The 26,231-nt window shown below is 35.1% G+C and carries 20 protein-coding genes and 1 riboswitch; of the genes, 11 read left to right on the top strand and 9 right to left on the bottom strand.

Annotation, left to right across the window (positions count from 1 at the left end; genetic code table 11):
- Positions 1-268: 268 nt before the first annotated feature.
- The 5 genes from ispG to LUA90_RS18515 all read right to left on the bottom strand — a co-directional run bounded on the left by ispG (position 269) and on the right by LUA90_RS18515 (position 5,509).
- The gene (gene ispG / locus LUA90_RS18495) at positions 269-2,251 is read right to left on the bottom strand and encodes a (E)-4-hydroxy-3-methylbut-2-enyl-diphosphate synthase (RefSeq protein WP_231492065.1); all 1,983 of its coding nucleotides are present in this window, start codon (positions 2,249-2,251) and stop codon (positions 269-271) included.
- Positions 2,252-2,389: 138 nt separating this feature from the next.
- A complete protein-coding gene (locus LUA90_RS18500; protein WP_231492067.1) occupies positions 2,390-2,992 on the bottom strand; it encodes an RDD family protein in 603 nt (200 codons plus the stop codon).
- Positions 2,993-3,133: 141 nt separating this feature from the next.
- Complete coding sequence (locus LUA90_RS18505) at positions 3,134-4,114, bottom strand: LiaI-LiaF-like domain-containing protein (RefSeq protein WP_231492069.1); 981 nt, start codon at positions 4,112-4,114, stop codon at positions 3,134-3,136.
- A 5-nt stretch (positions 4,115-4,119) separates the two neighbouring features.
- The gene (locus LUA90_RS18510; protein WP_231492072.1) at positions 4,120-4,800 is read right to left on the bottom strand and encodes a PspC domain-containing protein; all 681 of its coding nucleotides are present in this window, start codon (positions 4,798-4,800) and stop codon (positions 4,120-4,122) included.
- 19 nt (positions 4,801-4,819) lie between these two features.
- Entirely contained in the window at positions 4,820-5,509 is a 690-nt protein-coding gene (locus LUA90_RS18515; protein WP_231492075.1) for an SDR family oxidoreductase, read from the bottom strand.
- A gap of 143 nt (positions 5,510-5,652) precedes the next feature.
- On the opposite strand from LUA90_RS18515, the gene LUA90_RS18520 reads away from it, so the two are divergent.
- From LUA90_RS18520 to msrA, 8 genes are all read left to right on the top strand, one after another.
- Positions 5,653-6,387: an ABC transporter permease gene (locus LUA90_RS18520; RefSeq protein ID WP_132403625.1), complete on the top strand. Its 735-nt coding sequence runs from the start codon at positions 5,653-5,655 to the stop codon at positions 6,385-6,387.
- Positions 6,387-7,139 (top strand): ABC transporter ATP-binding protein, encoded by a 753-nt coding sequence (locus LUA90_RS18525; RefSeq protein ID WP_231463425.1) that lies wholly within the window; start codon positions 6,387-6,389, stop codon positions 7,137-7,139. The genes LUA90_RS18520 and LUA90_RS18525 overlap by 1 nt, the downstream gene beginning before the upstream one ends.
- Before the next feature lie 44 nt (positions 7,140-7,183).
- Entirely contained in the window at positions 7,184-7,399 is a 216-nt protein-coding gene (locus LUA90_RS18530) for a DUF2281 domain-containing protein (RefSeq protein WP_231463427.1), read from the top strand.
- Positions 7,399-7,782 (top strand): type II toxin-antitoxin system VapC family toxin, encoded by a 384-nt coding sequence (locus tag LUA90_RS18535; RefSeq protein WP_231492078.1) that lies wholly within the window; start codon positions 7,399-7,401, stop codon positions 7,780-7,782. Before LUA90_RS18530 ends, LUA90_RS18535 begins: the two co-directional genes overlap by 1 nt.
- Positions 7,783-7,786: 4 nt before the next feature.
- On the top strand, positions 7,787-8,668 hold the full coding sequence (locus tag LUA90_RS18540) for a class I SAM-dependent methyltransferase (protein ID WP_231463429.1): 882 nt from the start codon (positions 7,787-7,789) through the stop codon (positions 8,666-8,668).
- Positions 8,669-8,765: 97 nt separating this feature from the next.
- On the top strand, positions 8,766-9,815 hold the full coding sequence (locus tag LUA90_RS18545) for a hypothetical protein (RefSeq protein ID WP_231463431.1): 1,050 nt from the start codon (positions 8,766-8,768) through the stop codon (positions 9,813-9,815).
- Positions 9,816-9,876: 61 nt separating this feature from the next.
- The gene (locus LUA90_RS18550; RefSeq protein WP_231463433.1) at positions 9,877-11,286 is read left to right on the top strand and encodes a hypothetical protein; all 1,410 of its coding nucleotides are present in this window, start codon (positions 9,877-9,879) and stop codon (positions 11,284-11,286) included.
- 80 nt (positions 11,287-11,366) lie between these two features.
- Positions 11,367-11,912, top strand: coding sequence for a peptide-methionine (S)-S-oxide reductase MsrA (gene msrA, locus LUA90_RS18555; RefSeq protein ID WP_231463434.1), 546 nt, complete (start codon positions 11,367-11,369; stop codon positions 11,910-11,912).
- Here the strand turns inward: msrA and LUA90_RS18560 are convergent.
- The 4 genes from LUA90_RS18560 to LUA90_RS18575 all read right to left on the bottom strand — a co-directional run bounded on the left by LUA90_RS18560 (position 11,909) and on the right by LUA90_RS18575 (position 17,785).
- On the bottom strand, positions 11,909-12,997 hold the full coding sequence (locus LUA90_RS18560) for an acyl-CoA dehydrogenase family protein (RefSeq protein ID WP_231492080.1): 1,089 nt from the start codon (positions 12,995-12,997) through the stop codon (positions 11,909-11,911). The genes msrA and LUA90_RS18560 overlap by 4 nt on opposite strands.
- Positions 12,997-13,620: a nicotinamide riboside transporter PnuC gene (gene pnuC / locus LUA90_RS18565; protein WP_231492082.1), complete on the bottom strand. Its 624-nt coding sequence runs from the start codon at positions 13,618-13,620 to the stop codon at positions 12,997-12,999. Before pnuC ends, LUA90_RS18560 begins: the two co-directional genes overlap by 1 nt.
- Before the next feature lie 105 nt (positions 13,621-13,725).
- Positions 13,726-13,921, bottom strand: a riboswitch (TPP riboswitch).
- Between the two features lie 36 nt (positions 13,922-13,957).
- Positions 13,958-16,846 carry a DNA gyrase/topoisomerase IV subunit A gene (locus tag LUA90_RS18570; RefSeq protein ID WP_231492083.1) on the bottom strand — a complete coding sequence of 963 codons (2,889 nt, stop codon included), beginning with the start codon at positions 16,844-16,846 and terminating at the stop codon, positions 13,958-13,960.
- 444 nt (positions 16,847-17,290) lie between these two features.
- Positions 17,291-17,785, bottom strand: coding sequence for a cytidine deaminase (locus LUA90_RS18575; protein ID WP_231492084.1), 495 nt, complete (start codon positions 17,783-17,785; stop codon positions 17,291-17,293).
- Between the two features lie 146 nt (positions 17,786-17,931).
- Between LUA90_RS18575 and LUA90_RS18580 the strand changes: the two genes are divergently transcribed.
- From LUA90_RS18580 to LUA90_RS18590, 3 genes are read left to right on the top strand one after another with little or no spacing between them, the layout of a single operon-like run.
- A complete protein-coding gene (locus tag LUA90_RS18580) occupies positions 17,932-22,926 on the top strand; it encodes a translocation/assembly module TamB (RefSeq protein ID WP_231492086.1) in 4,995 nt (1,664 codons plus the stop codon).
- Positions 22,910-25,201, top strand: coding sequence for a BamA/TamA family outer membrane protein (locus tag LUA90_RS18585; protein WP_231463447.1), 2,292 nt, complete (start codon positions 22,910-22,912; stop codon positions 25,199-25,201). The genes LUA90_RS18580 and LUA90_RS18585 overlap by 17 nt, the downstream gene beginning before the upstream one ends.
- A 7-nt stretch (positions 25,202-25,208) precedes the next feature.
- Complete coding sequence (locus LUA90_RS18590) at positions 25,209-26,225, top strand: YihY/virulence factor BrkB family protein (RefSeq protein WP_231463449.1); 1,017 nt, start codon at positions 25,209-25,211, stop codon at positions 26,223-26,225.
- Positions 26,226-26,231 lie beyond the last annotated feature (6 nt).

Raw genomic sequence — 26,231 nt, forward strand, 5'->3', positions numbered from 1 at the left:
TAATAAAGAAATTGCATAAGCAATTATTTTCGCGTTGCTTATACACCCTACTGAGCCTAAGCATTATCTCTTCGTTCTACTAAAATCGGCCTAACAAATTTTTGGGAATCCACTGACCAAGCCATAGTACAAACTTTAATACAAAAATTTTAAGCCGACACTTTTTTTTCTTTTGGTGTCAAAAGAAAAAAAACCGTCTGGCTAATACAAATAGTAAAACTTTCTATTTACAATCTACAAATGGATTGGAATAGAAAATAAAAAACAATTAAACTTTCTCAACCCAATTTCCATCACCTTTAATAATTTCAATAAGCTCATCTAAAGCAAAAGCAGTATTTACATTTTTCTTTACAACTTCTTGTCCTCGGTATAAGGTAATTTTACCTGGGCCTGTACCTACATAACCATAATCGGCATCTGCCATTTCGCCTGGTCCGTTAACAATGCAGCCCATAATTCCAATTTTCAGGCCTTTTAAATGATCCGTTCTTGAACGAATCAATTGTGTAGTTTCTTGTAAATCAAAAAGCGTTCTACCGCAACTTGGACAAGATATGTATTCTGTTTTACTGATTCGGGTTCTGGTTGCCTGTAAAATACCAAAGCTTGTAGAATTTATTAAAGCTAAATCCTGCCCCATGGCATCAATCCAAACGCCATCGCCGAAACCATCAGTTAGTAGAGCACCTAAATCTGTTGATGCATAAAGCTGAAGATTATCAGCATCCAAGTTTTCGTAACTTCTTTTAATTATAACCGGAATTTGAATGTTTTTTTCTTGTAAAGCGATAAAAAACGCTCTTTGTTCTGCCATACCGTGGCTGGCTGATGTTTTTAGTACCAGCACAACATTACGTAATTGGTGAAGTGAAATATGATTAAATTCTGTGGCATCAATTTCTACAAAGTTTAAATGTTCATCCTTTACAGCAGTGCTATTAAAATCATCAATAGAAATAAGCGGATGGCAATTATTTTTATCCTGAAGTTTTAGCCAAGTCTGGTAATTGTAAACTTGTTTCAAATTCCCCGGAAAAGAAAAAGAGGGAAGATTATCGCCTAAAAAAGCTAAATCACAAGCCTGGTCTGCCAGGTTATATTTATCTAAGCCCGCACTATAGTTATAACCAATTGCACTTAAAAAATATGGGTCTTTAAGATTTTCTTTTGTTACATCAATCATCACTACCGGGTGGTAATGGCCTCCAATATGTTGAACAGATTCGGTAATTCTTCGGGAATATTGGTATGGATTGTAAGTTGGTGATTGTTCTTCAACAAGCTCGGGATGATGTAAAACATTGCTACTTTCAACTTTAAGCTTTTGACTTTCAGTTCTATTCACATATCTATCGGCCAAAGCTTTTGCAACCGGCGCCTCAAATTCCGGGTCTTCGGTTAGCGAAACCCGAATGGTATCACCCAAACCATCTTCCAACAAGGTTCCAATCCCCACTGCCGATTTAATACGACCATCTTCACCATCACCCGCTTCGGTTACGCCTAAGTGTAAAGGATAATTCATACCCTCTTTAACCATTGTTTCAACCAGTAAGCGATAGGCCTGAACCATCACCTGCGTGTTGCTGGCCTTCATTGAGATAACCAAATTGTAATAGTTTTCGGCTTCGCACATGCGGATAAATTCCATTGCAGATTCTACCATTCCACGAGGCGTATCGCCATAATGGCTCATAATCCTATCAGAAAGTGAACCATGGTTTGTACCGATACGCATAGCTGTACCGTATTCCTTACAAATTTTAATCAGTGGAATAAATTTTTTATTAATTCTTTCAAGCTCAGCATTGTAAGCGTCTTGTGTATATTCTAAATTCTCAAATTTCTTTTTATCAGCGTAGTTACCTGGATTTACACGGACTTTTTCTACAATCCTGGCTGCCATTTCAGCAGCATTTGGTGTAAAGTGTATATCAGCAATTAATGGAACATCGTATCCGCGAAAGCGAAGTTCCTTTTTGATGTTGGCTAAATTTTCGGCTTCTTTAATGCTTGGTGCGGTAATACGAACATAATCACAACCCGATTCTACCATTCTGATGGTTTGTTCTACGGTACCAAGGGTGTCCATGGTATCAGTAGTTGTCATCGATTGGATACGAATTGGATTATGACCGCCTAAAGCGATATCACCAATTTTTACTTCGCGGGTTAAAAACCTCGAATATTGCGTTAAACTGTTGCAATAACCACCTTTTAGCGCTTGATTTGCCAATATATTTTCCATGCGATTGCAAAGATATAGATAGAATATTGAACGAGAGAATTTTGAATGAGAGAATGAATGAACTTAAGGGTAGAATGACTGAATTTTGAATTAGTGAATATTACAAGTAATCACCAGAAAAAAATCACCAAATAATTATTAAATCAACCTATCTTTTATCACCAGGCTATTTGCAGCTATATCGTGCCAGCATTGATTTTTTTTATTGAGGAAACTATAGAAATATCCAAAAAAAACAGGGACTACAGATAAAATTTTGGAGAAATTACGAGCAAAAGAACGAGCAAAAGAAAGTCTTGAACCTTCTAAATCGGTTACTTTAATATTCACCAATCTTTTTCCTAATGTGGCTTGCCTTTTAGATGATTCTGCGAAAATCCCATAAATCAACTTAAAAATAAAAATTAGTGGTAAAGGCGTTACAAATGCCATAATGCGTTGGTCTTTACCTTCTATAAAAGCAAAGCTGATTAGAATACAAATGCAATAAATGATGAAAATAAGGAAATGATCTATAACTGATGCCAGTAATCTTAAATCGAAACCAGCAAAGTACTGAGGAGCAGTTTTTTGGTGAGTAAAACCAAGAAGCTCACGCAATTCTGGCATTGCATGAGCTTCTTTATAATCATCCATCCCTGGTTTACGGATAAATGTAGTAGGTGTAATATTTAGTTGCGCAAGTTCTGATAAACTATATGGCCCTTGTGGTTTGCCATTTATTACAACTGTGTATTCCATTGAATTATACGCTTTAAATAGTAAGTTTTAAGTATTGCGAGAACAACACCATAGTTAAATCTTCAATCAAGACTTCGGCAACGTTAAGTGCGCTTAAAATTAACGCATTCAACGTAGAACTTATAACGTAAAACTTATAAATTAATACCTTGATACTTCAAAGTTACTTAAACCGCCATCCAAATTAATAAATATTTTTTTGGTTGATGTTTTGTAATTCGAGGTTTCATAAACGCCATCACTTAATTTCTCAAAACCAGAAAAATCTTTTGCTGATAAACCGGTTTTAGTTTTGATACGACAGCCAGAATTTGTAGGGATTTTAATTTTTACATCGGCTACGCCAGATTTTACAACAACATCAGCTATTGGCAATAAGTCGCCCATTTTTATTTCTAAAGAAGCTGCCCCACCGTCAAAACGGAATGAACGTACTTTATAATGCTCAAAATCAAAATCGGCCTCGCCTGCACCTAACTTCATGTTTATATCCCAGTTTGGCGCTTTGTTTAATTTAAAATCAACGTCATTTCCACCATCACCAAAGTTCCATTTATTGTTTTTGCCATCCATTTTAAAGTTTAAAACTGTAGCAGAATCAGTAAGTTGTTTAACTAATGAAAAGTTGCTGTGTCGCTTTTTCTTCACCTCGGCATTTATCAAATCTGAGGTTTCTCCATCAAGATTAAAAGAAATTCCGCCTCCGGATATATTTAAAATTGTTTTTTTAGTGCTGTCTATTGCCTTAAAAGCTTCCGAGAAATTCAGATTATTGCGAACCGTATCTTCATCATTGTCTGTATCGTTATCATTATCATCATCAATAGTGATATCTACATCATTTTTGTACTTATTTCCAAACCAATTACCACGCTCTGGTCGCTCCTGGCCTTTTACAAATAGAAAAGATAGTGTTATAACCAATACACCTATTGAAATAATGCTGCCAGTTTGCGAATTGTTTTTGTTAAAAAGTATGTTTAAACCAGCAATTATTAAAAACACCGGCCAAAAATGCCAAACGTTGCGCCAGTAAAAAGTAATTACGTTAAAGTTTTCCAGTAAGAGTACACCACCAATAAAAAGCAGTAAAATACCCCAAATTAATCTATCTAATTTCATAATATTTATACCTGAGGGTTAACGGGATTTGAATTATTTTCATCTTTTGGAGCAACAGTTTCTTCAACAATAACTGCATCTGTAACCGTTTCAGTTGTTGGCTCAGTTGCCGGATCTTGTTGATTTTGAAATGCAGCCCAATCATTTTTTCTTTTGGCTTTTGCGATAATGCTAATACCTAATACAATGAAGATTACTGGCCAGAAATTTCTGAAGCGAAACCAATCCGGAATAAAATCTAGCTCTCTCATTAAAAAGAAACAGCCAATAACAAGTAAAACCAAACCACCAATTGTACGTCCGGTATCGTTAGGTTTGCTGTATTTACTAAAATCGGCATGGCTTTCAAATGGCGTTTTTTGAGTATCATTTAATGGTTGATTCCAATTTGTATTAGTTGACCCAACCGGACCAGTAAAAGGTGCACCAGTACCAAAGGGTTGTGCACTCGGATTATTTTTAAAATAATCATTAAACTTTGAGAATTTGGCAGCCGGATCATTATTTACCGGAACAATAATCCACATAATTATATAGGCGATGAGTCCGCCACCTGCAAAAAATATTGCAGACAATACAAATAACAACCTAACTATGGTTACTTCTACCTGCATATATTCTGCAAGACCCGAAGCTACACCGGCAATCATTTTATCGTGTTCGTTTCTAAAAAGCTTCTTTTCCATAACGTTTTTCATTTTGTGTTTAAAAATCGAGCGGAGTGATTAGAACTTCATCAACGTTTACACCTTTACTTAAGTTTAAAATGGTAAACAAAGTTTCTGCAATATCTTCGGGCTGTACAAATTTTTCATCCGGGATTGTTGTTCCTTCCCAGGATGATGTTTTGGTTGAACCCGGCAAAAAGGCAGTTACTTTTACGTTGTGTGGTGCTAACTCTTGCCGCAATACATGATTAAGACTTAACATCGCTGCTTTTGTTACACTATAACTCCCACCATTTTTTACAGGCATTTTACTCGCTACCGAACAGATGTTAAATATGTGCCCTCGTTTAGCTGAACGCATCTTTTTACCAAAAAATTTACTGATGTAATAAGATGAATTCAAATTCAACTGTTGTTGTTTTTCAAAAACTTGGTCATCCTCATCAAACATGCTGCCCGGCAAAAAAGCACCTACATTGTTAACCAAAACATCAACAAAACCAAAATCTTTATCCAGTTGATTTAAAAAACCATAAACCTCATTCTTATCGGCACAATCTGCAGCATAAATTAAAACAGTTCGCCCTGTTGATAGCAGTTCTTCTCTTAAACTTTCGAGTTCTTTTTGATTTCTGGCGATGAGTGCCAAATCATAGCCATTTTGCCATAACTTAATTGCAATTGCTTTTCCAATTCCTTTTGTAGCGCCAGTTATTAAAGCTTTCATGTGTCGCGGTTTAGTTTTTGTAAGCAAAAAACCATATTTATAATCAAAACCACGAATATTTTTGCAATTAACAATTGCTACAACTTTTTTATCGTTTCTTTGTAGTATTATAACATACATTTAAATTAAGCAACACATACGGAATGAATTTTACCAATTTCGGCAGGTATATACTGCTACTCAAATCTGTATTCAGGAAGCCGGAAAAACTGAAGATATATTTAAAGGAAATAGCCAAACAGATGGATTATGTTGGAGTTGGTTCTCTGGGTTTAATTGCAATCATTTCTACTTTTATCGGTGCAGTAATGACTTTGCAAATCGCCTTCCAGTTAGTTAGCGATTTTATTCCTAAAACCATTATTGGTTCTGTAAACCGAGATTCGAGCATACTTGAACTAAGCCCAACCATCAGTGCAATTGTTTTAGCTGGTAAAATTGGTTCTGCAATTTCATCAGAAATTGGCTCCATGCGGGTTACCGAGCAAATTGATGCCCTCGAGATTATGGGTATAAATGCACCAGGTTATTTAATTCTTCCAAAAATTATTTCAGGCATAACAATGGTTCCAATGTTGGTCATTATTTCTATGTTCTTAAGTATTTCTGGCGGTTATATTGGCGGTTCAATTTCTGGAGCAGTAACGCCTGCAGAATATATTCAAGGTATTACAACTGATTTTAATCCATACACAATTGTTGTCGCCTTGGTTAAAGCATTTGTATTTGGATTTATCATTACATCAGTTCCGGCTTACGAAGGTTTTTACGTACGCGGTGGCGCATTAGAAGTTTCACAAGCAAGTACAAGAGCAGTTGTTATTAGCTGTATTTCAATTCTAGTTTGCGATTATTTAGTTACCCAATTATTATTGTAATGATTGAAATTAAAGATATATACAAGTCCTTCTCCGGAAATGAAGTTTTAAAAGGCATTTCTGGTAAGTTTGAAGAAGGCGTTACAAATCTTATCATCGGTGGATCAGGTTCGGGTAAAACAACATTACTTAAATGTATGGTTGGTTTACATCAGCCAGATTCTGGCTCTGTTTTATACGATGGTCGTGATTTTACACCAATGACTTACGAGCAACGTATAGATGTTCGTAAAGAAATAGGCATGCTTTTTCAGGGTTCGGCACTTTTTGATAGTATGACAGTGGAAGACAATATTATGTTTCCGTTGAATATGTTTACAGACCAAACCCGTAGTGAAAAGATAGATAGAGTTAATTTCTGCCTCGAACGGGTTAATCTGGCTGGTAAAAATAAATTGTTCCCGGCTGAATTATCAGGTGGTATGAAAAAGCGTGTGGGTATTGCCCGTGCAATTTCGATGAATCCAAAATATTTGTTCTGTGATGAGCCCAACTCTGGTTTAGACCCAAAAACATCAATTGTAATTGATGAACTTATTCAGGAATTAACAGAAGAATTTAAAACCACCACCATTGTTGTTACACACGATATGAACTCTGTAATGGGAATTGGTGATTACATTTTATTCTTACACGAAGGAAAGAAATTTTGGGAAGGCAGTAATAAAGAAATCGCCCATACAGATATTAAAGAACTAAATGACTTCGTTTTCGCCAGCCGCTTTATGAAAGCAGCCAAAGATAAATTTTAATAAAATTATTATATTTGAATATGACTACGGCGACAAAAAACATCATGGATAAATTAGAAACCTTACCTAAAAATATGGTAAATGAGGTTGAAGATTTTATTGATTTTTTGAAAGCCAAGCATGCTAAGGATTCTGCAAAAATTTCTGATGTTCATAATGTAGTTGAAGAACCTAAAGGCTTATATGGTGCTGCGAAGGGTTTATTTATTATCCCTAAAGATTTTAATGAACCATTAGAAGATCTTACAGACTTTATGTAATGCGATATTTGATTGATACGCATATCTTTATTTCTCTTATTAACAATGAAGAAGATTTTAATATTCGATATATCAGAGCAGTTGAAAATAAAGAAAATAAAATTTTCATCAGCGTTGCTAGTATTTGGGAAATTATAGTGAAAATTAATATTGGCAAATTAATTGTTACAAGAAGCATTCAAGAAATGTATGATGTAATAACCAGCTTTGGTATTACTATATTAAATTTTCAAAAATCAGATTTCGACAAATATTTAACGTTACCATTAATCCACAAAGATCCTTTTGATAGAATGATTATTTCGCAGGCATTAGCAAACGATTTAACATTAATAACTGATGACCAACACATCAAAAATTACCCAAGCTTAAAGTTATTTTAATTACATGATACAATTACTTGCCCCAACCCATTGGAAAGATTACGAACTTATTGATTGTGGGGATTTCGAAAAATTAGAACGTTTTGGAACCGCAATTTTAATACGTCCGGAGCCACAAGCAGTTTGGAAAAAAACACTATCTGAACAGGAATGGAAGAAAAGGGCAAATATTACATTTAGAGGCCGTTCTGCAACATCTGGAGAGTGGGTTAAGAAAAATCAAAATATTCCGGATAGATGGCATGTAGAATATAAAAACAATGAAGTTGCTATTAAATTACGCCTGGGCTTAACCTCATTTAAACATGTTGGCGTTTTCCCCGAGCAGGCTGTTAACTGGGATTATATTTCTTCATCAATTAAGAAATTTAAAACACCCCAACCAAAAGTATTAAACCTATTTGCTTACACTGGTGCCGCTTCTTTAATTGCAAATGCTGCTGGCGCAGAAACTACCCATGTAGATTCTATAAAACAAGTTGTAACCTGGGCTAACGAAAATCAGGAACTTTCTGGTTTAAAAAATACCCGTTGGATGGTTGAAGATGCTTTAAAATTTGTTAAAAAAGAACTTAAAAGAGGCAAAAAATACAACGGCATCATCTTAGATCCACCTGCTTATGGCCATGGTCCGAATGGAGAAAAGTGGAAATTAGAAGACCATATACAGGAAATGATGCAGGATGTTGTTCATCTCCTCGATGAGAAAGAACATTTTCTTATTCTAAATACATATTCATTAGGTTTCTCATCTGTTATTGTAGAAAACTTAATCAGAACATCTTATCCATCTGTTAAAAATTTAGAAACCGGCGAATTATATTTACAGGCAAGTGAAGGTGTAAAACTTCCACTTGGTGTTTTCGGTAAATTCTGTAATGTGTAAATGTTAATTATTTTATTTTGAACTCTCAATTTTCCGTTATAATTTCATCCCAAACAGATTCGGAAAAACTGTCTAAAACTTAACCTAAACTATATCTATGAAATTTCCAAAATTAACCGGCACAGTAGTGTTGGGTTTTGCCGCAATAAGCTTGTTTGCTAATTGCAATTCTGATGGCAAAAGCGGTGGCGGCATTGGTAAAATCTTTTCTACTGATACGACAAAGAAAAAAACGGACTCAGCTGTAAATGTAATGAAACCAGTTGATCCTAAACTTTATGATTCATTAGTTAAAAAACTATCTATAACAGATACTACTGGCAAATGGCCAGTCAAAAACCAGCCTTATCCGCTGGCTGGCGCAATTTTACCTTTTAAAAGAATTGTTGTTTATTACGGTAATTTACATTCAAAAAAAATGGGTGCTCTAGGTGAGTACGCTCCAAAAGAGATGTGGCAACGCCTAAATACAGAAGTTAAACGTTGGGAAAAAGCAGATCCTACTACTCCGGTGCAACCTGGTTTGCATTATATTGCAGCAGTAGCAAGTGGTACACCTGGTAGAGATGGTAAATACATCAACCGCATGGGAAACAAACAGATTGATTCTGTTTTAAAAATTGCCAAAATGCAACCAAATACCATTGTGTTTTTAGATTTGCAGGTTGCACTAAGCACCATAAAAGCAGAATTACCTCACATCGAAAAATATTTAGAGTTACCTTATGTTCATTTAGGTATCGACCCTGAGTTTTCGATGAAAGATGGTTCTTTACCTGGTAAAAAAATAGGAACCTATGATGCTGCAGATATAAATTATGTTACCGGTTATTTAGCTGACATTGTGAAAAAGCATAACCTTCCTCCTAAAGTTTTTGTATTACATCGTTTTACAAAAAAAATGGTAACAAACTCTCAAAATATAAAACTTCGTCCGGAAGTACAGGTGGTAATACACATGGATGGATGGGGAGAACCAGAACTGAAAAAAGGAACATACAGGCATTTCATTTTTTCGGAACCTGTTCAGTTTACCGGATTTAAATTGTTTTACAAGAACGATTTGAAAAAGGCGCCAAACAGGTTGATGACGCCGGAGGAGCTTTTAAAGCTTACGCCTAAACCAATTTATATACAATACCAATAATAGTGAAAGCCCGCATACATCTGCGGGCTTTTTGTATATTAACCAAAATCTTTAAGCTCTTATGAAAACCAAATTAACCTCTTTAATCTTTGCAATTCTGCTTAGCGTAAATTGTTTAGCTCAAAAATTAAATACAGAATCTACATTGGCTAAAGCTGTTGAACAGTCTGTTAAAAAAGTAAAACCTGTTCTTTTAATTGTTTCGCCACCAAGTATAACCGCACCAGTAACGCCTTTAGGTGCAAAAGTAGATTTTAGTTCTGCCTTTGATGATGCTGAAATAATAAAAAGAATAAATGAAAATTTTATCGCTTACAAAACAGTCATGACTGATACTTCCATTAGAAGTATTTTATCAAAATCGGCAACTAGCACTTTCCCTGCTTATATATTTCTACGCTCTAATAAGGAAGTATTTTTTAAAGATTTTGGCAATTCGAAATCGCAGAGCAGATACATATTGATGCTTGATAATGCTTTAAAGGCATGGAAAGAAAAATCATTATCAGAACTTGAACAGGAATATGCTGCTGATAAAAATGATGTACAATTACTCAAAAAATTGATTGATACCAGAAAGAAAATTGGCATAAACAATAATGCAGAGTTGATAGAAGATTATGTACAAAATTTAAAAATTGAAGACTTTAACAATTATCAAACTGTATTATACATCCTTGAAGCCGGACCGCATATTGATGGAAATGCCTTTAAATTTGCTCATACTAATCGTAAATTAATTGATAGCATTTACAAGAGAGAACCTTTTGCCAAACGCTCAGCAATCAATAATTTCATGATTAATAATACCATGAATGATGCGATTAAAGCTAAAAATTTACAGAAAGCACAATCTGCAGCTAATTTTACAAGAGGCACCTGGACTAATGATTATGTGAGGGGGCAAAAAAGTTTCGACACGCAGATGATGCGCTACTATTTAGCTGTGAAAGATACGACCAGATACTTACAAACGGCTATATATCATTACGACAATTACTACATGAGAATCGGAGCCGATAGTATAAAGAGAATGGAAGCTAACGAGCGTAAAGCGATGGAAAAACGCGGCTTGCCTTCAATATTAAACCAAAACATCGTATCAAAAGAGAAAATGGATAGTTTAATGAAAGCTAAAGGCGCCACTTCGTATACACAATCTGTAATCTCCGTTGGCCCAACATCTACAAGCTATGCAAATGAACTAAATAATGCAGCTTACAAATTTTATGAGATTGGCACCAAAAACATTAACCATTTAAGCAAAGCGATGATTTGGAGCAGGCGTTCTATAGAATTAAATCCTATAAGTGGATATTATGATACACTCGCTCACATTTTATACCGTTTGGAATTTTATGAGGAAGCAATTAAAAATCAAAAACTCGCAATAGAAAAATCTAAAGCAGAAAATCGAGATAGCAAACATCTTCAGGAAGAGTTAAAGAAGATGAAAGACAGAAAGATATAACCGGAGCCCCCATAGCCAAAGCATGGGCGCTTTTCCTTTGCATAGTAAAACCATTTTATAAAAGATTACGTTTATTAACTATGCAAACAGCAATTTTTGGCGGCGGGTGCTTTTGGTGTACTGAAGCTGTATTTCAAACATTAAACGGTGTAGAACGGATAGTTTCTGGATACATGGGTGGTAATTTAAAACACCCAACTTATATGGAAATTTCTAATGGTGACACCGGACATGCCGAAGTTATTCAAATTGAATTTGATGAAAATGTCATTTCTTTTAAAGAATTACTGCTGGTGTTTTTTAAAACCCATACGCCAACATCGCTCAATAGGCAAGGTAATGACATCGGCGCTCAATACCGCTCCATAATTTTTTACAACAGTGATGAACAAAAACTACAAGCTGAAGAAATTATAAATAAATTAACCAAAGAAAATATATTTAAGAAGCCCATAATTACTGAACTCTCATTAGCAACTGATTTTTACGAGGCGGAAGATTATCATCAAAATTATTTTACAAAAAACGCAGGTAAGCCATACTGTGCTTTTGTTATCCAGCCAAAATTAGACAAACTACTTAAAGATTTTAAGGATAATATTAAGCCAGAAACGGTATCGCATTAATCAATAAAAGTTAATAAAGCATGCTGACTGGCAGTATGAATATCTCGCCAAACTCTGTTAATTTCAGTTTCCTTTTTTGCAGCCTCCAAGCCAGCGTATGGATATAACTTGGCGACAACCCTCCAACAGGTGTGGGCAAGTTTACGGCTTACATAGCTCAAATTATCTAAAGTATTGCTAGAAATAGAATGATTTACCTGTAATTCATCCCACGATTCATCAAAAGTTTTATAAAAGTTAAATCGAAGTTCTTCAACATCCTCCTTACAAGCTTTTAATTCTGATTTAAAGAACAAAAGCTGTTTCTCAGAATATCTTTTTAATCCGCTTCTTGTAAGAAAAGCTTCCTCAACCAAATCAATAAAATGATTTGTCATGCCTAAAGTATTTACTACAAGTGTAGTTTCTGCTAACTGTAAAAATGGATAATCAAATCCAGCTTCATCAAATTTGATATCGTTGTTTATTTTAAAAGTTCGGTTTGCTGGAACTTCTAAATTATTAACCTCAAAAGCATGACTACCAGTTGCAACTAAGCCAAAGTAAGACCATCCTGATAAAATTTGAACCTCATCTTTCTTTAAGATGAAAGACATAATTTTTGGGTTGCCATCTTCATCTAAAACATCTGTACCATCTTGATTTTTAATGATACAATTTGCTGTAAAAACGGTAGCATGCAAAGCGCCACTGGCATATTTCCAATGCCCTTTTAATAAATATCCATTTTCTATTTTAACTGCTGTGCCATCAACTGCTCCACTCCCGGCGAAGCAAACTGCTTTATCAGCAAAAACTTCTAGAGCCAGTTCGGGATTTAAAAAACCTGCAAACCATGCCGCTCCTGCACAAAGTGTGATGGTCCAGCCTAAACTACCGTCTGCATAAGCAAGCGCTTCTTCTAACCTTAAAATTTCTGGAAGTTTCTTACCTGCACCACCGTAAGCTTCCGGTACAAATAGTTTAAACCAATTTTCCTGATAAGCAATCGCTAAAATTTCGGGATGGAGTTCACCGATTTTTTCTGATTGAGCGGCAAATTCTGCAACTGTTTTTTGCCAGTATGTATTCGTCAAAGTTTTCATTATACCGCAGCTTTTAATTTGTTTTTATTGATAATTTTTTTCCAATCGAAAAAACCAAATATGGCTACCACGAACAAAAAGATAGTTAAACAAGCCATTAAAGGAAGTTTTTTATGAAATAAAAGCGGGATAGCTACGATATTGGAAATATTTAGAAAAATCCAATTTTCTATTTTTCGTTTTGCCAAAAGCCACATTCCTGCCCAAGCCGTTGCCGAAACAAAAGCATCTAAAATTGGCACGTCAGAATCAGTGTGATTTCTTAATGCGAAATAAAAGACGGCAAAGCCAACAGTTGAAATTAATACAGCTATCGTTAAATCTTTTTTTGAGCTCCAGGATACCTGATTTTCGCCTTCTTCTTTTCGTTTTTTCCAGATTATCCATCCATAAACACTCATTATAAGATAATAAATGCTCAGCAACATTTCTGCATAAAGTTTTACATTTAGCAAAAGAAACATCGATAACAAGATAGAAATTATGCCGGTTGGGTATAACCAGATATTATTTTTTTTAGCCAATAATACTTCTGAAACCCCAAAACCTACCGCAAACCACTCCACTATAGATGTATTTGCAATTTGCTCAACAAAAAGTTTAAACCAATCCTGAAAATTCATTTACAACACATGTTAAATAATTTGATTTACAGCAGAAATCTAGCTCCAAGCTGATGAATCAAAAAAATATAAAATAATTGAAAACTGTTTTCAGGGGCGAAACAGCAATAGCTTTAACCTCTTCCCTACGTCGGCATTATCCGAATCAGGTGCATTAAAAGGTAAAAGGCTTGAGTTATAAAGTAAAGGATAAAAACCCTAAACCTTAACTCCTATGCCTTAAACCTCTTAAATGGGTGTAATCTCAGCCTTTTGATTGCAACAGACAATGCATTTTCAAAAAGCACCCCTTTGAGTATGGCAAATATAGGTTTTAAAACGATATCTAATTAATTATTTAAAACAATCCCAATTGTCCTTTATCATCAATCTCAATATCGTTTGGGTTAGTGATTTCGAAATCTACTTTCTTTGCAGGCTTTTCTACTGGTTTTGGTTTCTCTTCAGCTTTAGAAATTTCAGGTTTTACCGGCTCAGGTTTTATCGTTTCGACAGGTTTTTCTATAACCGGCTCTGCTTTTAGCGATTTTTCTTCCTTAAGCTCCGGCTCAGCTTTACGCTCAAACTTTGGTTTCACAGGTGCTGGTGTTGCTTCAGTAAATTCGCCTAATTCTTCGGTTTTAGCATCCACAACTATTATTTCTTCAGCATTTTCAATTTCATCTGTTTGCTCATCAGTCTGTTCACTGCCTTCATCTTCCTGATCATCGTCAGACTGCTCAATTTCAGTTGCTGGTTCATCCAAAACTACTTTTTGAACATCGTGTGGCGATAAACGATTTCCGTTTGCCTTTAAACCTTTAACATCAATCAAATCTGCCAGCAATAAATCTAAAGTTTCAGGAATTTGGGTTTTCCCTTTTAAAACTTCAACAATAATTTTAGAAAGCGGATTGGATGTTAAAAACAATAATCTTGATTTTGGCTCCTCGCTTATAAAAGGTACTTTTTTACCTACAGACTGCGATTCAAAAACAAAACGCTTTACAAAATAATTTTGTGCTTTGCCATCAAAATGTACTGCAGCGAAAACCTTTTCAGCATTAAATTTTTCTATCAAGATTAAGCCATCATCGAAATGGTTGCTTAATTCAAACGAACTTAACTCGTAATATCCCTCTTTATGTACCTGAAGGATTTTATCATCACCATCAAATTCACCCAAATATTTGCCTCTTCCATCAACATTCAAGCGCTTTAGTAAATCATCATACCAAATTTTTAATCCTGATAAGGTAGAAACACCTTTACTTTTAAGTATGATTTTTTTAACCGGATATTTAGAAATAATATTTCCTTGCGAACCACGACCTTTTATGGCAACTTCTGCAAAATCCTGATCGAATTGTAGCTTACGAAGTTTTGAATGCGGTTTTAAGGCAACGTTCACAACCTCAGCTTCGCCATTTGGATTGGCAGTAAAATATAAAACCTTCGACCCTTTTGAGCCTTTAGTTAAATCGTATTCTTTATCGCGTGTTACGCCAACTACCGCAAAACGTTTTATATAAGATGTTCCACTCGAACCATCTTTATAAATCATGTTGTAAACCGTTCGCTCGTCGTTTTTCTTAAAAACCTGGGCATGGATAATACCTTTGCCCACAAAAGTTTTATCGGCAACTTTAGTAATTATACATTTCCCATCCTCACGGAAAACTATAATTTCATCAATATCAGAACAATCTGCAACAAATTCATCCTTGCGTAAACCCGAACCAATAAAACCATCTTCCCGGTTCATGTATAATTTAATATTTGCAAGTGCAACTTTCGCTGCCTCAACCCTATCAAATAACCTAATTTCGGTTTTACGTTCTCTGCCTTTTCCGTATTTATCTTTTAACTTTTGAAACCAGGCAATAGCATAATCAGTAAGATGTTTCAAATGGTTTTTTACAACCTTAATTTCATCTTCCAAGTTTTTCATTTGCTCATCGGCCTTTTTCACATCAAAACGGGTTATGCTACTCATCGGTTTATCGATTAGCTTCTTAAAATCCTCTGGTAAAATTTCGCGGTAAAGTGAAGGCTTAAATGGCTCGAACAATAACTGTAAAACCTCAACAACGGTATCAAAATTTGCAGCGTTTTCATATTCAGGATTTTTATACATTCCCTCCTGAATAAATATTTTTAACAATGAACTAAAGAAAATTTTCTCTTGTAATTCGTGCAAACGAATTTCCAGTTCTTGTTTTAATAAGCTTTTGGTGTGTTTTGTATTTTCAATTAAGATATCGTTCACACTCATAAAGTGTGGCTTATCGTTATTAATTATACAAGTATTTGGAGAAATTGAAACCTCACAAGCCGTAAAAGCATAAAGTGCATCAATGGTTACATCCGGCGAAATACCAGGCGCTAAATGCACTACAATTTCTACATTGGCCGCCGTGTTATCTTCAATCTTTTTGATTTTTATTTTACCCTTATCATTGGCAGATAAAATACTATCAATTACAGAACCTGTTGTGGTACTAAAAGGCACTTCAGTAATTACTAAAGTTTTCTTATCCTTTTCGGTAATTTTTGCCCGAACACGAATCCTGCCACCTCGCTGCCCTTCGTTATAATTTGAGAAGTCGGCCATTCCTCCTGTAAAAAAATCAGGAAAAATATTCGGACGCACACCTTTTAACGATTCAATCGAGGCATCAATTAATTCTATAAAATTATGCGGCATTACCTTTGTTGCCAAACCCACTGCAATGCCCTCGGCACCTTGAGCCAGTAATAAAGGAAATTTAACAGGAAGTGTTATGGGTTCATTGTTACGGCCATCATAACTAAGCTGCCATGCTGTAGTATCCGGATTAAAAACAACCTCGTTGGCAAATTTCGATAAACGGGCTTCAATGTAACGGGGTGCTGCAGCACTATCTCCAGTAACCGGGTCGCCCCAGTTGCCTTGCATATCAATCAATAAATCTTTCTGACCAATCTGCACCATTGCATCGCCAATAGATGCATCGCCATGCGGATGGTACTTCATCGTATTACCGATTACATTTGCAGCCTTATTAAAACGTCCATCATCCATTTCCTTAAGTGAATGCATAATGCGTCGCTGTACGGGCTTTAAACCATCATTAATGTGCGGAACCGCCCTATCCAGAATTACATAAGATGCGTAATCAAGAAACCAATTTTCGTATAAACCGTTAATTGGCGTAATCGTATGTTTATGTTCTTCGTTTAATTTAGGCTCTAATTCTTCACTCATTTATTTACAGAAATTGGCAGCCGTAAATATAATAAAAATGATTGCACACCTCTAAATAGGTTATTCACATTTATGAGATACATTTTGGTAATAAAGATTTGTAAAGCAGGTTTTATGCTAGTGGGCTGCTCTGCTCCCGCTTTCCATTGCAATCTTTTTAACTTCCTGTCAATCTGAGGTACGAAGAATCTGCAAACGATGAAACATATTCTTCGTACCTCAGAATGAGCGTTTAATTATGGAACAATGCAATAAAAAGGATTTTCACTTCAATCGGGTTTAATTACAAAAGGTAATGCTCATGGCTAAACCCCACCCAAAAGCAATTGCCTGAATTTATAAACCTGATATAAGCGAAAAGCCCACAGCGAAGCATGAGCGAGGACTTGAAGTGTTAGCAGGACTGCAGTTACCGAAAAACCTGAAACCGTACATTTCCAAAAATTAAGCTTTTGAGCCTAATCTATCTTCAACGAAACCAAAAGGCAGTAAATCTTTAACGCTATGTACTTTTAACACTTCGCCATTTAGGCAATAAAAAATTACTGCAATTGGCGAGTTCTGTTTACGCTCAAATTCTGCCATAACCTGCAAGCAACCGCCACAGGAAGTTACCGGTTTTACAATTTCAAATGCTTCTGTTTGAGCCGTAATAGCCATACTCTCAATTACTGCATCAGGGTATGTTGAGCCTATAGAAAAAAGCGCCACGCGTTCGGCACATAAACCCGAAGGATAAGCCAAATTTTCCTGGTTACTGCCTAAAACTATTTTACCTCCTGTTAAACGTATTGCTGTGCCAACTTTAAATTTAGAATATGGAGAATAAGAAGAATCGAGGGCTTGCTTAGATGAGCTACAAAGTTCTTGGTCGCTTTTGCTTAATTCTTCTACGCCAGCATATTGCTCAAAAGTTATATTTAAATTAATTGATTTCATTTTAAAGTGATTACAAAACCATTGTGTTAAATTTTTACAACGGGCGAACAATTTAAGCTATTTTTTGTATTAATTATAAATTGTGCCCCGAAATTAAATTTGGTGGCACGTTTTTAGCAATTCACAAACACCAAACAATCTCAGCTTTGAATAGATACGTACGTAAAGGACTCAAAATATTATTATGGTTTATTGCATCAATTATAATTCTTGTTGTTGCAATTGCCCTTTCTTTAAACATTCCGGCAGTACAAAATTTTGTAAAAGGTAAGGCTATAAACTACCTTAAAGGTAAAACCAAAACAGAAGTTAGCTTAGAAAGCATAAAAATTGCACTACCTAAAGATGTTGTTTTAAACAAGTTTTACATAGAAGATAGAAACAAAGACACCTTACTTTATGCAGAAAAATTAGCTGTAGACATTAGCCTTTTTAAGCTTTTGGATAATACGGTTGAGATTAACAATATTGAACTAAAAAACATACGGGCAAATGTAAAACGCATAAGTCCGGATACTACTTTTAACTTTTCTTTTTTGGTAGATGCTTTTATGAGCGACCAGAAAAAGCCCGAAGAGAAAGTTGATAAAGACACCACTTCAACGCTCAAATTTTCTGTTGATAAAGTTTCTTTCGAAGATATTGGCTTAACCTACCGCGATGATGTTGCCGGAAATGATGTAAAATTATATTTAGGCGCTTTTAAAACTAAGCTTAAAACCTTCGACTTAGCTAATCAGCATTATGTAATTAAAGATTTAACACTTAATAATACCTCACTTAAATATCTGCAGCAAAAACCACTTGTTAAACTCGTACAGCATGTTACAAATAGTGTTGATAGTGCTGAAAAGGAGAAAGGCAAACTTCCGTTAATTGAAGTGGAAAATTTTGCATTCTCGAATGTTAAAGTGAGTTATGACGACCAAATATCTACAACGAAAGCAGTTGCTGATGTAAATGATTTGGGTTTAGTGAACCTAAAAGTTGATTTAACCGATAGCAAATATACTGTTGATGATGCTAGATTAAACAAATCCAATATACTTTTTGCATTTAAACCTGCTCCAAGTAACGATTTGAAGAAGGTAAAAGACACGGTTGTTCCGGAGAAATCTCCATTAGGATTGATTATAAAAAACATCAGCCTTGCTGAGAACAATATTCAATTTGACAATCTGGCTGCAAAACCTGCCGCAAAGGGCATGGATTTTAACCATTTACTAATTTCGGGGTTAAATTTTGGCGCAAGCGATGTAAATTACAGTGCAGCTGGGATTACAGCTAAAGTTAAAAATGGATCGCTAAAAGAGAAAAGCGGTTTTGCTTTAAACGAATTAAAAGGCGATGCAATTTATAACGACAAACAAATTAAATTAAGCAATTTTGTTTTAAAAACGCCGAATACTACTATAGAAAATGCTACTGAATTAAATTTCACTTCAATGGATGATTTAACGAAACATCCTGAAAAGGTTAAATTAAACCTTGCATTTAAAAACACTACAATTGGTTTAAAAGATGCCGGATATTTTAGTGATGCCATCCCGGCAAATTATCGTAACGAAAAGATTAAACTGAACGCTGAGGTTAACGGATATTTAAATAATCTTAACATTCCGAGGTTGCAAATTAGCGGCTTAAAAAACACTCAAATTGATATTAGTGGAACGGCTAAAGGTTTACCCGATATTAATAAAACCTTCCTCGATTTAAATATTAAAAAACTTTACGTTACAAAAAGCGATATTTTAGTTGCCGTACCGAAAAAATCACTCCCACCATCAATTGAATTGCCAAACGTTATTAACGCAAAAGGCAATTTTAAAGGCTCGATGACTGATTTTAACACCAACATGAATATCCAAACGGATATGGGTGCTGCAGTTGTAATTGCCGGAATGAATGGCCCGAAAGGACGAGAGAGTTACAAAGCAGATGTTAGTCTAAACAATTTTAATGTTGGCAGATTACTGAAAATGCAACCCAAGCTTGGCCGCGTTACAGTTAAAGCAAATGTTGCGGGAACGGGTCTAGACCCTAAAAAAATAAATGCAAAGTTTAATGCAAAAGTTTTAAGTGCCTACTACAATAAATACACCTACCGCAATTTAAGTTTAGCCGGAACTTACGCCAACCAAAACGTCAACATTAAAAGTAACATGCCCGATAGCAATGCCAATTTTAACTTAGATGCTAAAGTAAATATGGCAGGAAAATATCCAGCCATAAAAGCAAATTTAGACCTTAAACAAGTTAATCTTCAGGCATTAAATTTCAGTCCGACTTTGCTTAGTGCGGCCGGAATTGTTAAAGTTGATTTACAAACTGCGGATGCTGATTACCTAAACGGAACTGTTAATGTTACGAGCTTACAATTGGTTAAAGAAGCTCAAAAAATTAATGTAGATACCATTTCACTTGTTGCAAAATCAACTGCTACAGAAAATGCATTGAGTTTAAAATCTGAAATCTTATCTGCTAAAATTGATGGAAAATATCAACTTACAAAAGTTGGAAACGCTATAATTAACCAAATTAACAAATACTATGCTTTTGGAGAAGTGACCAAAATACCAGATCAACGCATGCGTTTCTTTGTGCAGGTTTACGATTCTAAATTACTAAAACAGTTTGTACCAGAACTAACTGTTTTCAAAACCTCGCAGTTTTACGGCTTAATTGATACTCAAAAGGATAGTTTGCAAATAAAAGGTAATTTTCCTCAAGTAGTTTACGGCGATTTTAAAGTTGATACAACGGTTTTAAACATCAACAATCAAAATAATAAACTGGATTATGGCTTAACAGTAAAGCGCCTTCAAAGCCCTTCTGTTTCGTTATTTAATACAGAAGTTAGTGGCGATGCTGCTAATAACATCTTAGGTGTAAATATTTTTCTTAGAGACAGACAGTTAAAAAACAAATACGTTATTGGTGGAAATTTCCAATCGATAAATAAAGATTTTAAATTTAGTTTAGACCCGCAAAAGCTTCTTTTAGATTACCAAAAATGGATGGTTTCGCAAGATAATTATATCCAATTTGGTGCTTCAGGTATTGTGGTTAACCAATTTCAAATTAGCAACAGCGGTCAATCGCTATCTATAAATAGTAACCCAACGCAACCTAATGCGCCTTTAAATGTTGAGTTTAAAGATTTTCAGTTGGAAACTTTGACCAAGTTTGCTGAAACAGACACGACTTTGGTTGGAGGCAGATTAAATGGCACTGCAAATGTTAAAGATTTGGCAAGTACACCAAAATTTGAAGCAAACCTAACTATTGATCAATTACGCTATCAAAAAGATCAACTTGGTACTTTACGTGTTGCGGTTAATAATAATACTCAAAATGCATTTGAAGTAAATGTTGCTTTAAGTGGTGTGCATGATTTAAGGGTAAATGGTTTTTATTACACTGCTCCGCAAAGTGCATTAGATTTAACAGTTAATATCGATAAAATCGAGATGAAAAACATTGAGAGTTTATCTCAAGGTCAGCTAAAAAATGGAACCGGAACCTTAACTGGTGCGCTTACAGTTAAAGGCGCTTTAACTGCTCCAAGAATTTTGGGTGATTTAACTTTTAACAATGCAGGAATAAATGTTGCTTATGTAAATTCTTATTTCAGAATGCCTAATGAGAAAATATCGTTTACGAATGAAGGCATCAGTTTCAATAACTTTACATTGATAGATTCTTTAAACCAAAAAGCAACCATTAATGGTAAGGTTTACACAAAAGACTACAAAAGCTACCGTTTCGGTTTAGATATTAGAACTGATAATTTCAGGGCATTAAATTCTACTTCTGCAGATAATGAAATGATTTACGGAACTGTGTTTTTAACCAGTAACATAAAAGTTCGTGGCGATTTAAACCAACCAGATGTAAATATGAAGGTAAATGTAAATAAAGGAACTAAATTCTTTTTTGCATTGCCTGCAAACGACCCGGCCATAATAGATCAGGAAGGTATTGTTCAGTTTATTGATGCAGATGCGCCACCGTTTAACGGACAAAGGGCTTTAAAAGTAGATAGCCTAAGTAAATCTCCAATTAAGGGTATCAATCTGGTCGCAAATATTATTGTAGACCCAGAGGCTGAACTTAATGTGGTTGTAGATCCATCAAATGGTGATGCTTTAAACGTTAAAGGCGATGCTAACCTGAATGCAACCATAGACCCAAGCGGCAAAGTTAGTTTAACAGGTCGTTATGAAATTATAGATGGTTCATACAACCTATCTGTTGGTCCGTTAGGGAAAAAAGCATTTAGATTAGTAAAAGGTAGTACAATAAACTGGACTGGTGAACCAACAACTGCAAACGTTAATTTGAGTGCGTTATACGAAGTAAATGCAGCGCCAATCGATTTGTTGAATCAGCCAGATCTTTACGAAGCTAAAACCAAATTGCCATTTCAGGTTTATTTAATGATGAAAGGCGAATTATTGAAACCTACCATTTCTTTTAAAATAGATTTGCCAGAAAATGAACGTAATGCACTGAGTGGACAGGTTTACACCAAATTAATTAACGTTAACCGTAATGAGAGTGAGTTAAACAAACAAGTTTTCGCTTTATTGGCTCTAAACAGATTTATTGCCAGTAACCCGTTCCAAAGTTTAGCCGGCGGCGGTGGCGGTGTTTCTACACTTGCACGCTCAAGTGTAAGCAAGTTGTTAACAGAGCAATTAAATAACTTAACATCTGATTTGATACAAGGTGTTGATTTAAATTTTGGTGTGAATTCATCAGAAGATTACTCAACTGGTTCTTTACAGCAAAAAACAGATTTAGAAGTTGGTTTATCAAAAAAATTATTGAATGATAGATTAACTGTTTCGGTTGGAAGCTCTTTTGCTTTGGAAGGACCACAAGCCCCCGGAGAAAAATCGACCGATATAGCAGGAAACGTTAACGTAGAATATGCTTTATCGGCTGATGGAAGATACCGCTTAAGAGCTTACAGAAGAAACCAGAACGATGTTATTGTACAAGGTCAGATTATTGAAACCGGCTTAGGTTTTACCCTGGTTGTAGACTACAATAAATTTAAAGAGATATTTCAAAAGAAACGAGTAAGAAGAACTAGAAACATTGAACAGAAAGCACAAGATGAGAAAACTAACTAGACCGCTTTTATTTTTATTGGCCTGTTTAGTTTATGCGGGTTGTAGTAGTACAAAATCTTTAAAACCCGGGCAAGCATTATATACTGGTGCCGAGGTTAAAATTAATCCTGATTCTGCTGGAAAAATAGAAGACGAAAAACAGGTTAAAGCAGATTTGGAGAGCAAAACCCGTCCTCGTCCAAATAAATCTATACTTGGTATAAAATATAAACTTGGCATTTATAATCTTGCAGGCGAACCCAAAAAACCAAAAGGTTTTAAAAACTGGTTACGAAAACAAGGTGAGCCACCTGTACTTTTAAGTGAGGTTAAGTTAAAATATAACAACGATGTTTTAACAAGTTATTTGATTAGCGAAGGTTATCTGCAAGCTTCGGTTACCGGAGATACTGTAGTAAAAGATAAAAAAGCTAAAGCCATTTACACTGCAGTTACAGGTAATAGATATAAAATAAATAAGGTAAATTTCCCGCCAGATTCAGGAGTTTTAACCAGAATCATCAACCAGAATAAAGAAAAAACGCTTTTAAAAGTTGGCGATTATTATGACTTGGATGTTTATAAAAACGAGCGAATTAGAATTGATAACGATTTAAAGGAAAACGGTTATTTTTATTTCAGCCCGGATTACCTAATAATGCAGGTTGATAGTACAATAGGTAAAAACCTGGTGAATGTAACGGTTAAGGTTAAAGATATTGCACCGGATGCAGGTGTAAAACCTTATACAATCAAAAACATCAACATATATCCAAATTATACTTTAAGGAGAGACTCTGCCTTAAGGAAATTGCAACCCTTACAATACCACGATTTTAATATTTATGATGATAGGAACACCTTTAAACCAAGGTTATTTGATCGTTTAGTTTTCTTTCAGAAAGGCGAATTATACAACCGTAGAGATCATAACCAATCTTTAAATAGAATGGTTAATATAAATGCCTTTCAGGATGTAAGAGCTGAGTTTTTACCTGTGGATAGTTTCAAAAACAATCAATTAGATTTAAATATTTATCTAACGCCTTTAAAGAAAAACTCTTTAACTTTTTCAGTTACCGGAACCAGTAAATCTAACAACTTTGTAGGCTCTGAAGTTAAGGTTACGCAAACCACCAGAAACCTTTTTAGAGGTGCAGAACAATTGGATGTAAGCGTTAGCGGAGGTTTTGAAACGCAAACACGAGGAACATCTTTAGGTAGAAATTCATTATCGCTAACAGCAGAAGGAAAATTAACCTTCCCAAGGTTTATTGTTCCGTTTTACAAACCAAATAGTACTACTGCATTTATACCAAAAACAATTGCTTCTCTTTCTTATCAGATGTTAAATAGAGGTGGCGAGTACACTTTAAACGCATTTAAAGGTGAGTTTGGGTATAATTTTAAGGAGAACTTATACAAAGAGCATAATTTTAATCCTATATCCCTTAGTTATATTTCTACACGTTTCCCATCTGATACTACGAGAACCAGACTTTTTACAGAAAATCCATTACTAAGAGCAACTCTAGAAAATCAATTTATTATTGGTAGCAACTACAATTTTACCTATACCAACCAGATGGAAACTAACAGAAGAAATAATACATATTTCTTTGGTGGGATTGAAACCGGTGGTAATGTTTGGGGATTATTTACACCAACAAATAATTTGGGTCAGAAAACTTTGTTTAATACACCACTTACACAATTTGTTCGTTTAGAAGCTGATTTAAGGGATTATTATAAAGTTAACAGAAATGTAACCTGGGCAAACAGATTAAATATTGGTTATGGCTATGCCTATGGTAATAGTACCTCGCTCCCATTTGTCAGACAGTTTTTTGCCGGCGGAAGTAATGATATCCGGGCATTTCCAGCCAGAACCTTAGGCCCGGGAACATATAAAGTTCCGGATAATGCCCTATTTGCAGACCAAGGTGGTGATGTTAAATTAATGCTTAATTCTGAATTACGTTTTAAACTGGTAAGTGTTTTATATGGCGCATTATTTGTAGATGCTGGTAACGTTTGGTTGCGAAAAGAAGATCCGCTTAGACCGGGTTCAGAATTTAAACTAAAAAACACATTAAATGAGTTAGCTGTAGGTACGGGTGCAGGCTTACGTGTAGATGCCACTATATTTGTAGTTCGCTTAGATGTTGCCTTTCCAATACGCAAACCATACTTACCCGAGGGACAGAGATGGGTATTTGATGATATCTCCTTCGGAAACAAAGATTGGCGCAGACAGAATTTAATTTTTAATATTGGTATCGGATATCCGTTTTAATCGATTTATGAAATTACTCAATAAAATAAAAAGCTTCTTTATTGCATTATATCATTTGCTTGTAGCCGCAGGAAAGGGTTTTGCAGAAGATAGAGTGATGAAATTGAGTGCCGCCCTTGCCTATTACACCATTTTTTCGCTTACGCCCTTAATCATAATTATACTCGCTTCAGCAACCCTTTTTTTTGGCGAAGCAATGAAAACCAGAGATAAATTTTTTAATGAAATATCTGATTTAGTTGGCCCTGATGCGGCAACGCAAATACAAGGCTTTGTAGATAATGCCAATAAATCAGGTCAATCTACCATCGGTTTAATTATTGGTATTACTACGCTAATTATCGGAGCTACTGTTATTTTTATCGAAATTCAGGATAGCATAAACCTGATTTGGAAAGTTAAAGCCATGCCTAAAAAAGGCTGGTTAAAAATGCTTACAAATAGGCTATTATCCTTCTCCCTAATTGTATCAATGGGTTTTTTACTATTGGTATCATTGGTTATAAATAGCCTGGTTGTTGGCCTAGGCGATAAATTAGTGTCCTTAATATCTCAAACAGAAATAGATGAGGTTATTCCTGTAGCCAACGATACTATGGCTTTACTGATCTATATTTTAAATAATGCTTTAACGCTTGCTGCGGTAACCGCTGTATTTACGATCATATTTAAAGTACTGCCCGATGTGAATATCAAATGGAAATCAGCAATTATTGGTGCATTATTTACTGCTTTGCTTTTTAGCCTGGGTAAATATTTAATCGGTATATACATAGAAAAAGGAACTACTGTTTCTGCATTTGGTGCCGCAGGTTCTATTATTGTAATATTACTCTGGATTTACTACACATCCGTAATTTTATACTTCGGTGCCGAATTTACTCAGGCTTATGCCGAGAAATATGATGGCGGAATTGCCCCAAGTAAGTACGCTGTTTTTACCAAAATAACCATTGTAGAGAAGAGTGTAGATGTGTTGCCACCACAACATCCTGAAGATACCATCAATGCACCAAAAGGTTAAATTTAG

The organism is Pedobacter sp. Leaf170 (assembly GCF_920984665.1).
Lineage (GTDB): Bacteria > Bacteroidota > Bacteroidia > Sphingobacteriales > Sphingobacteriaceae > Pedobacter.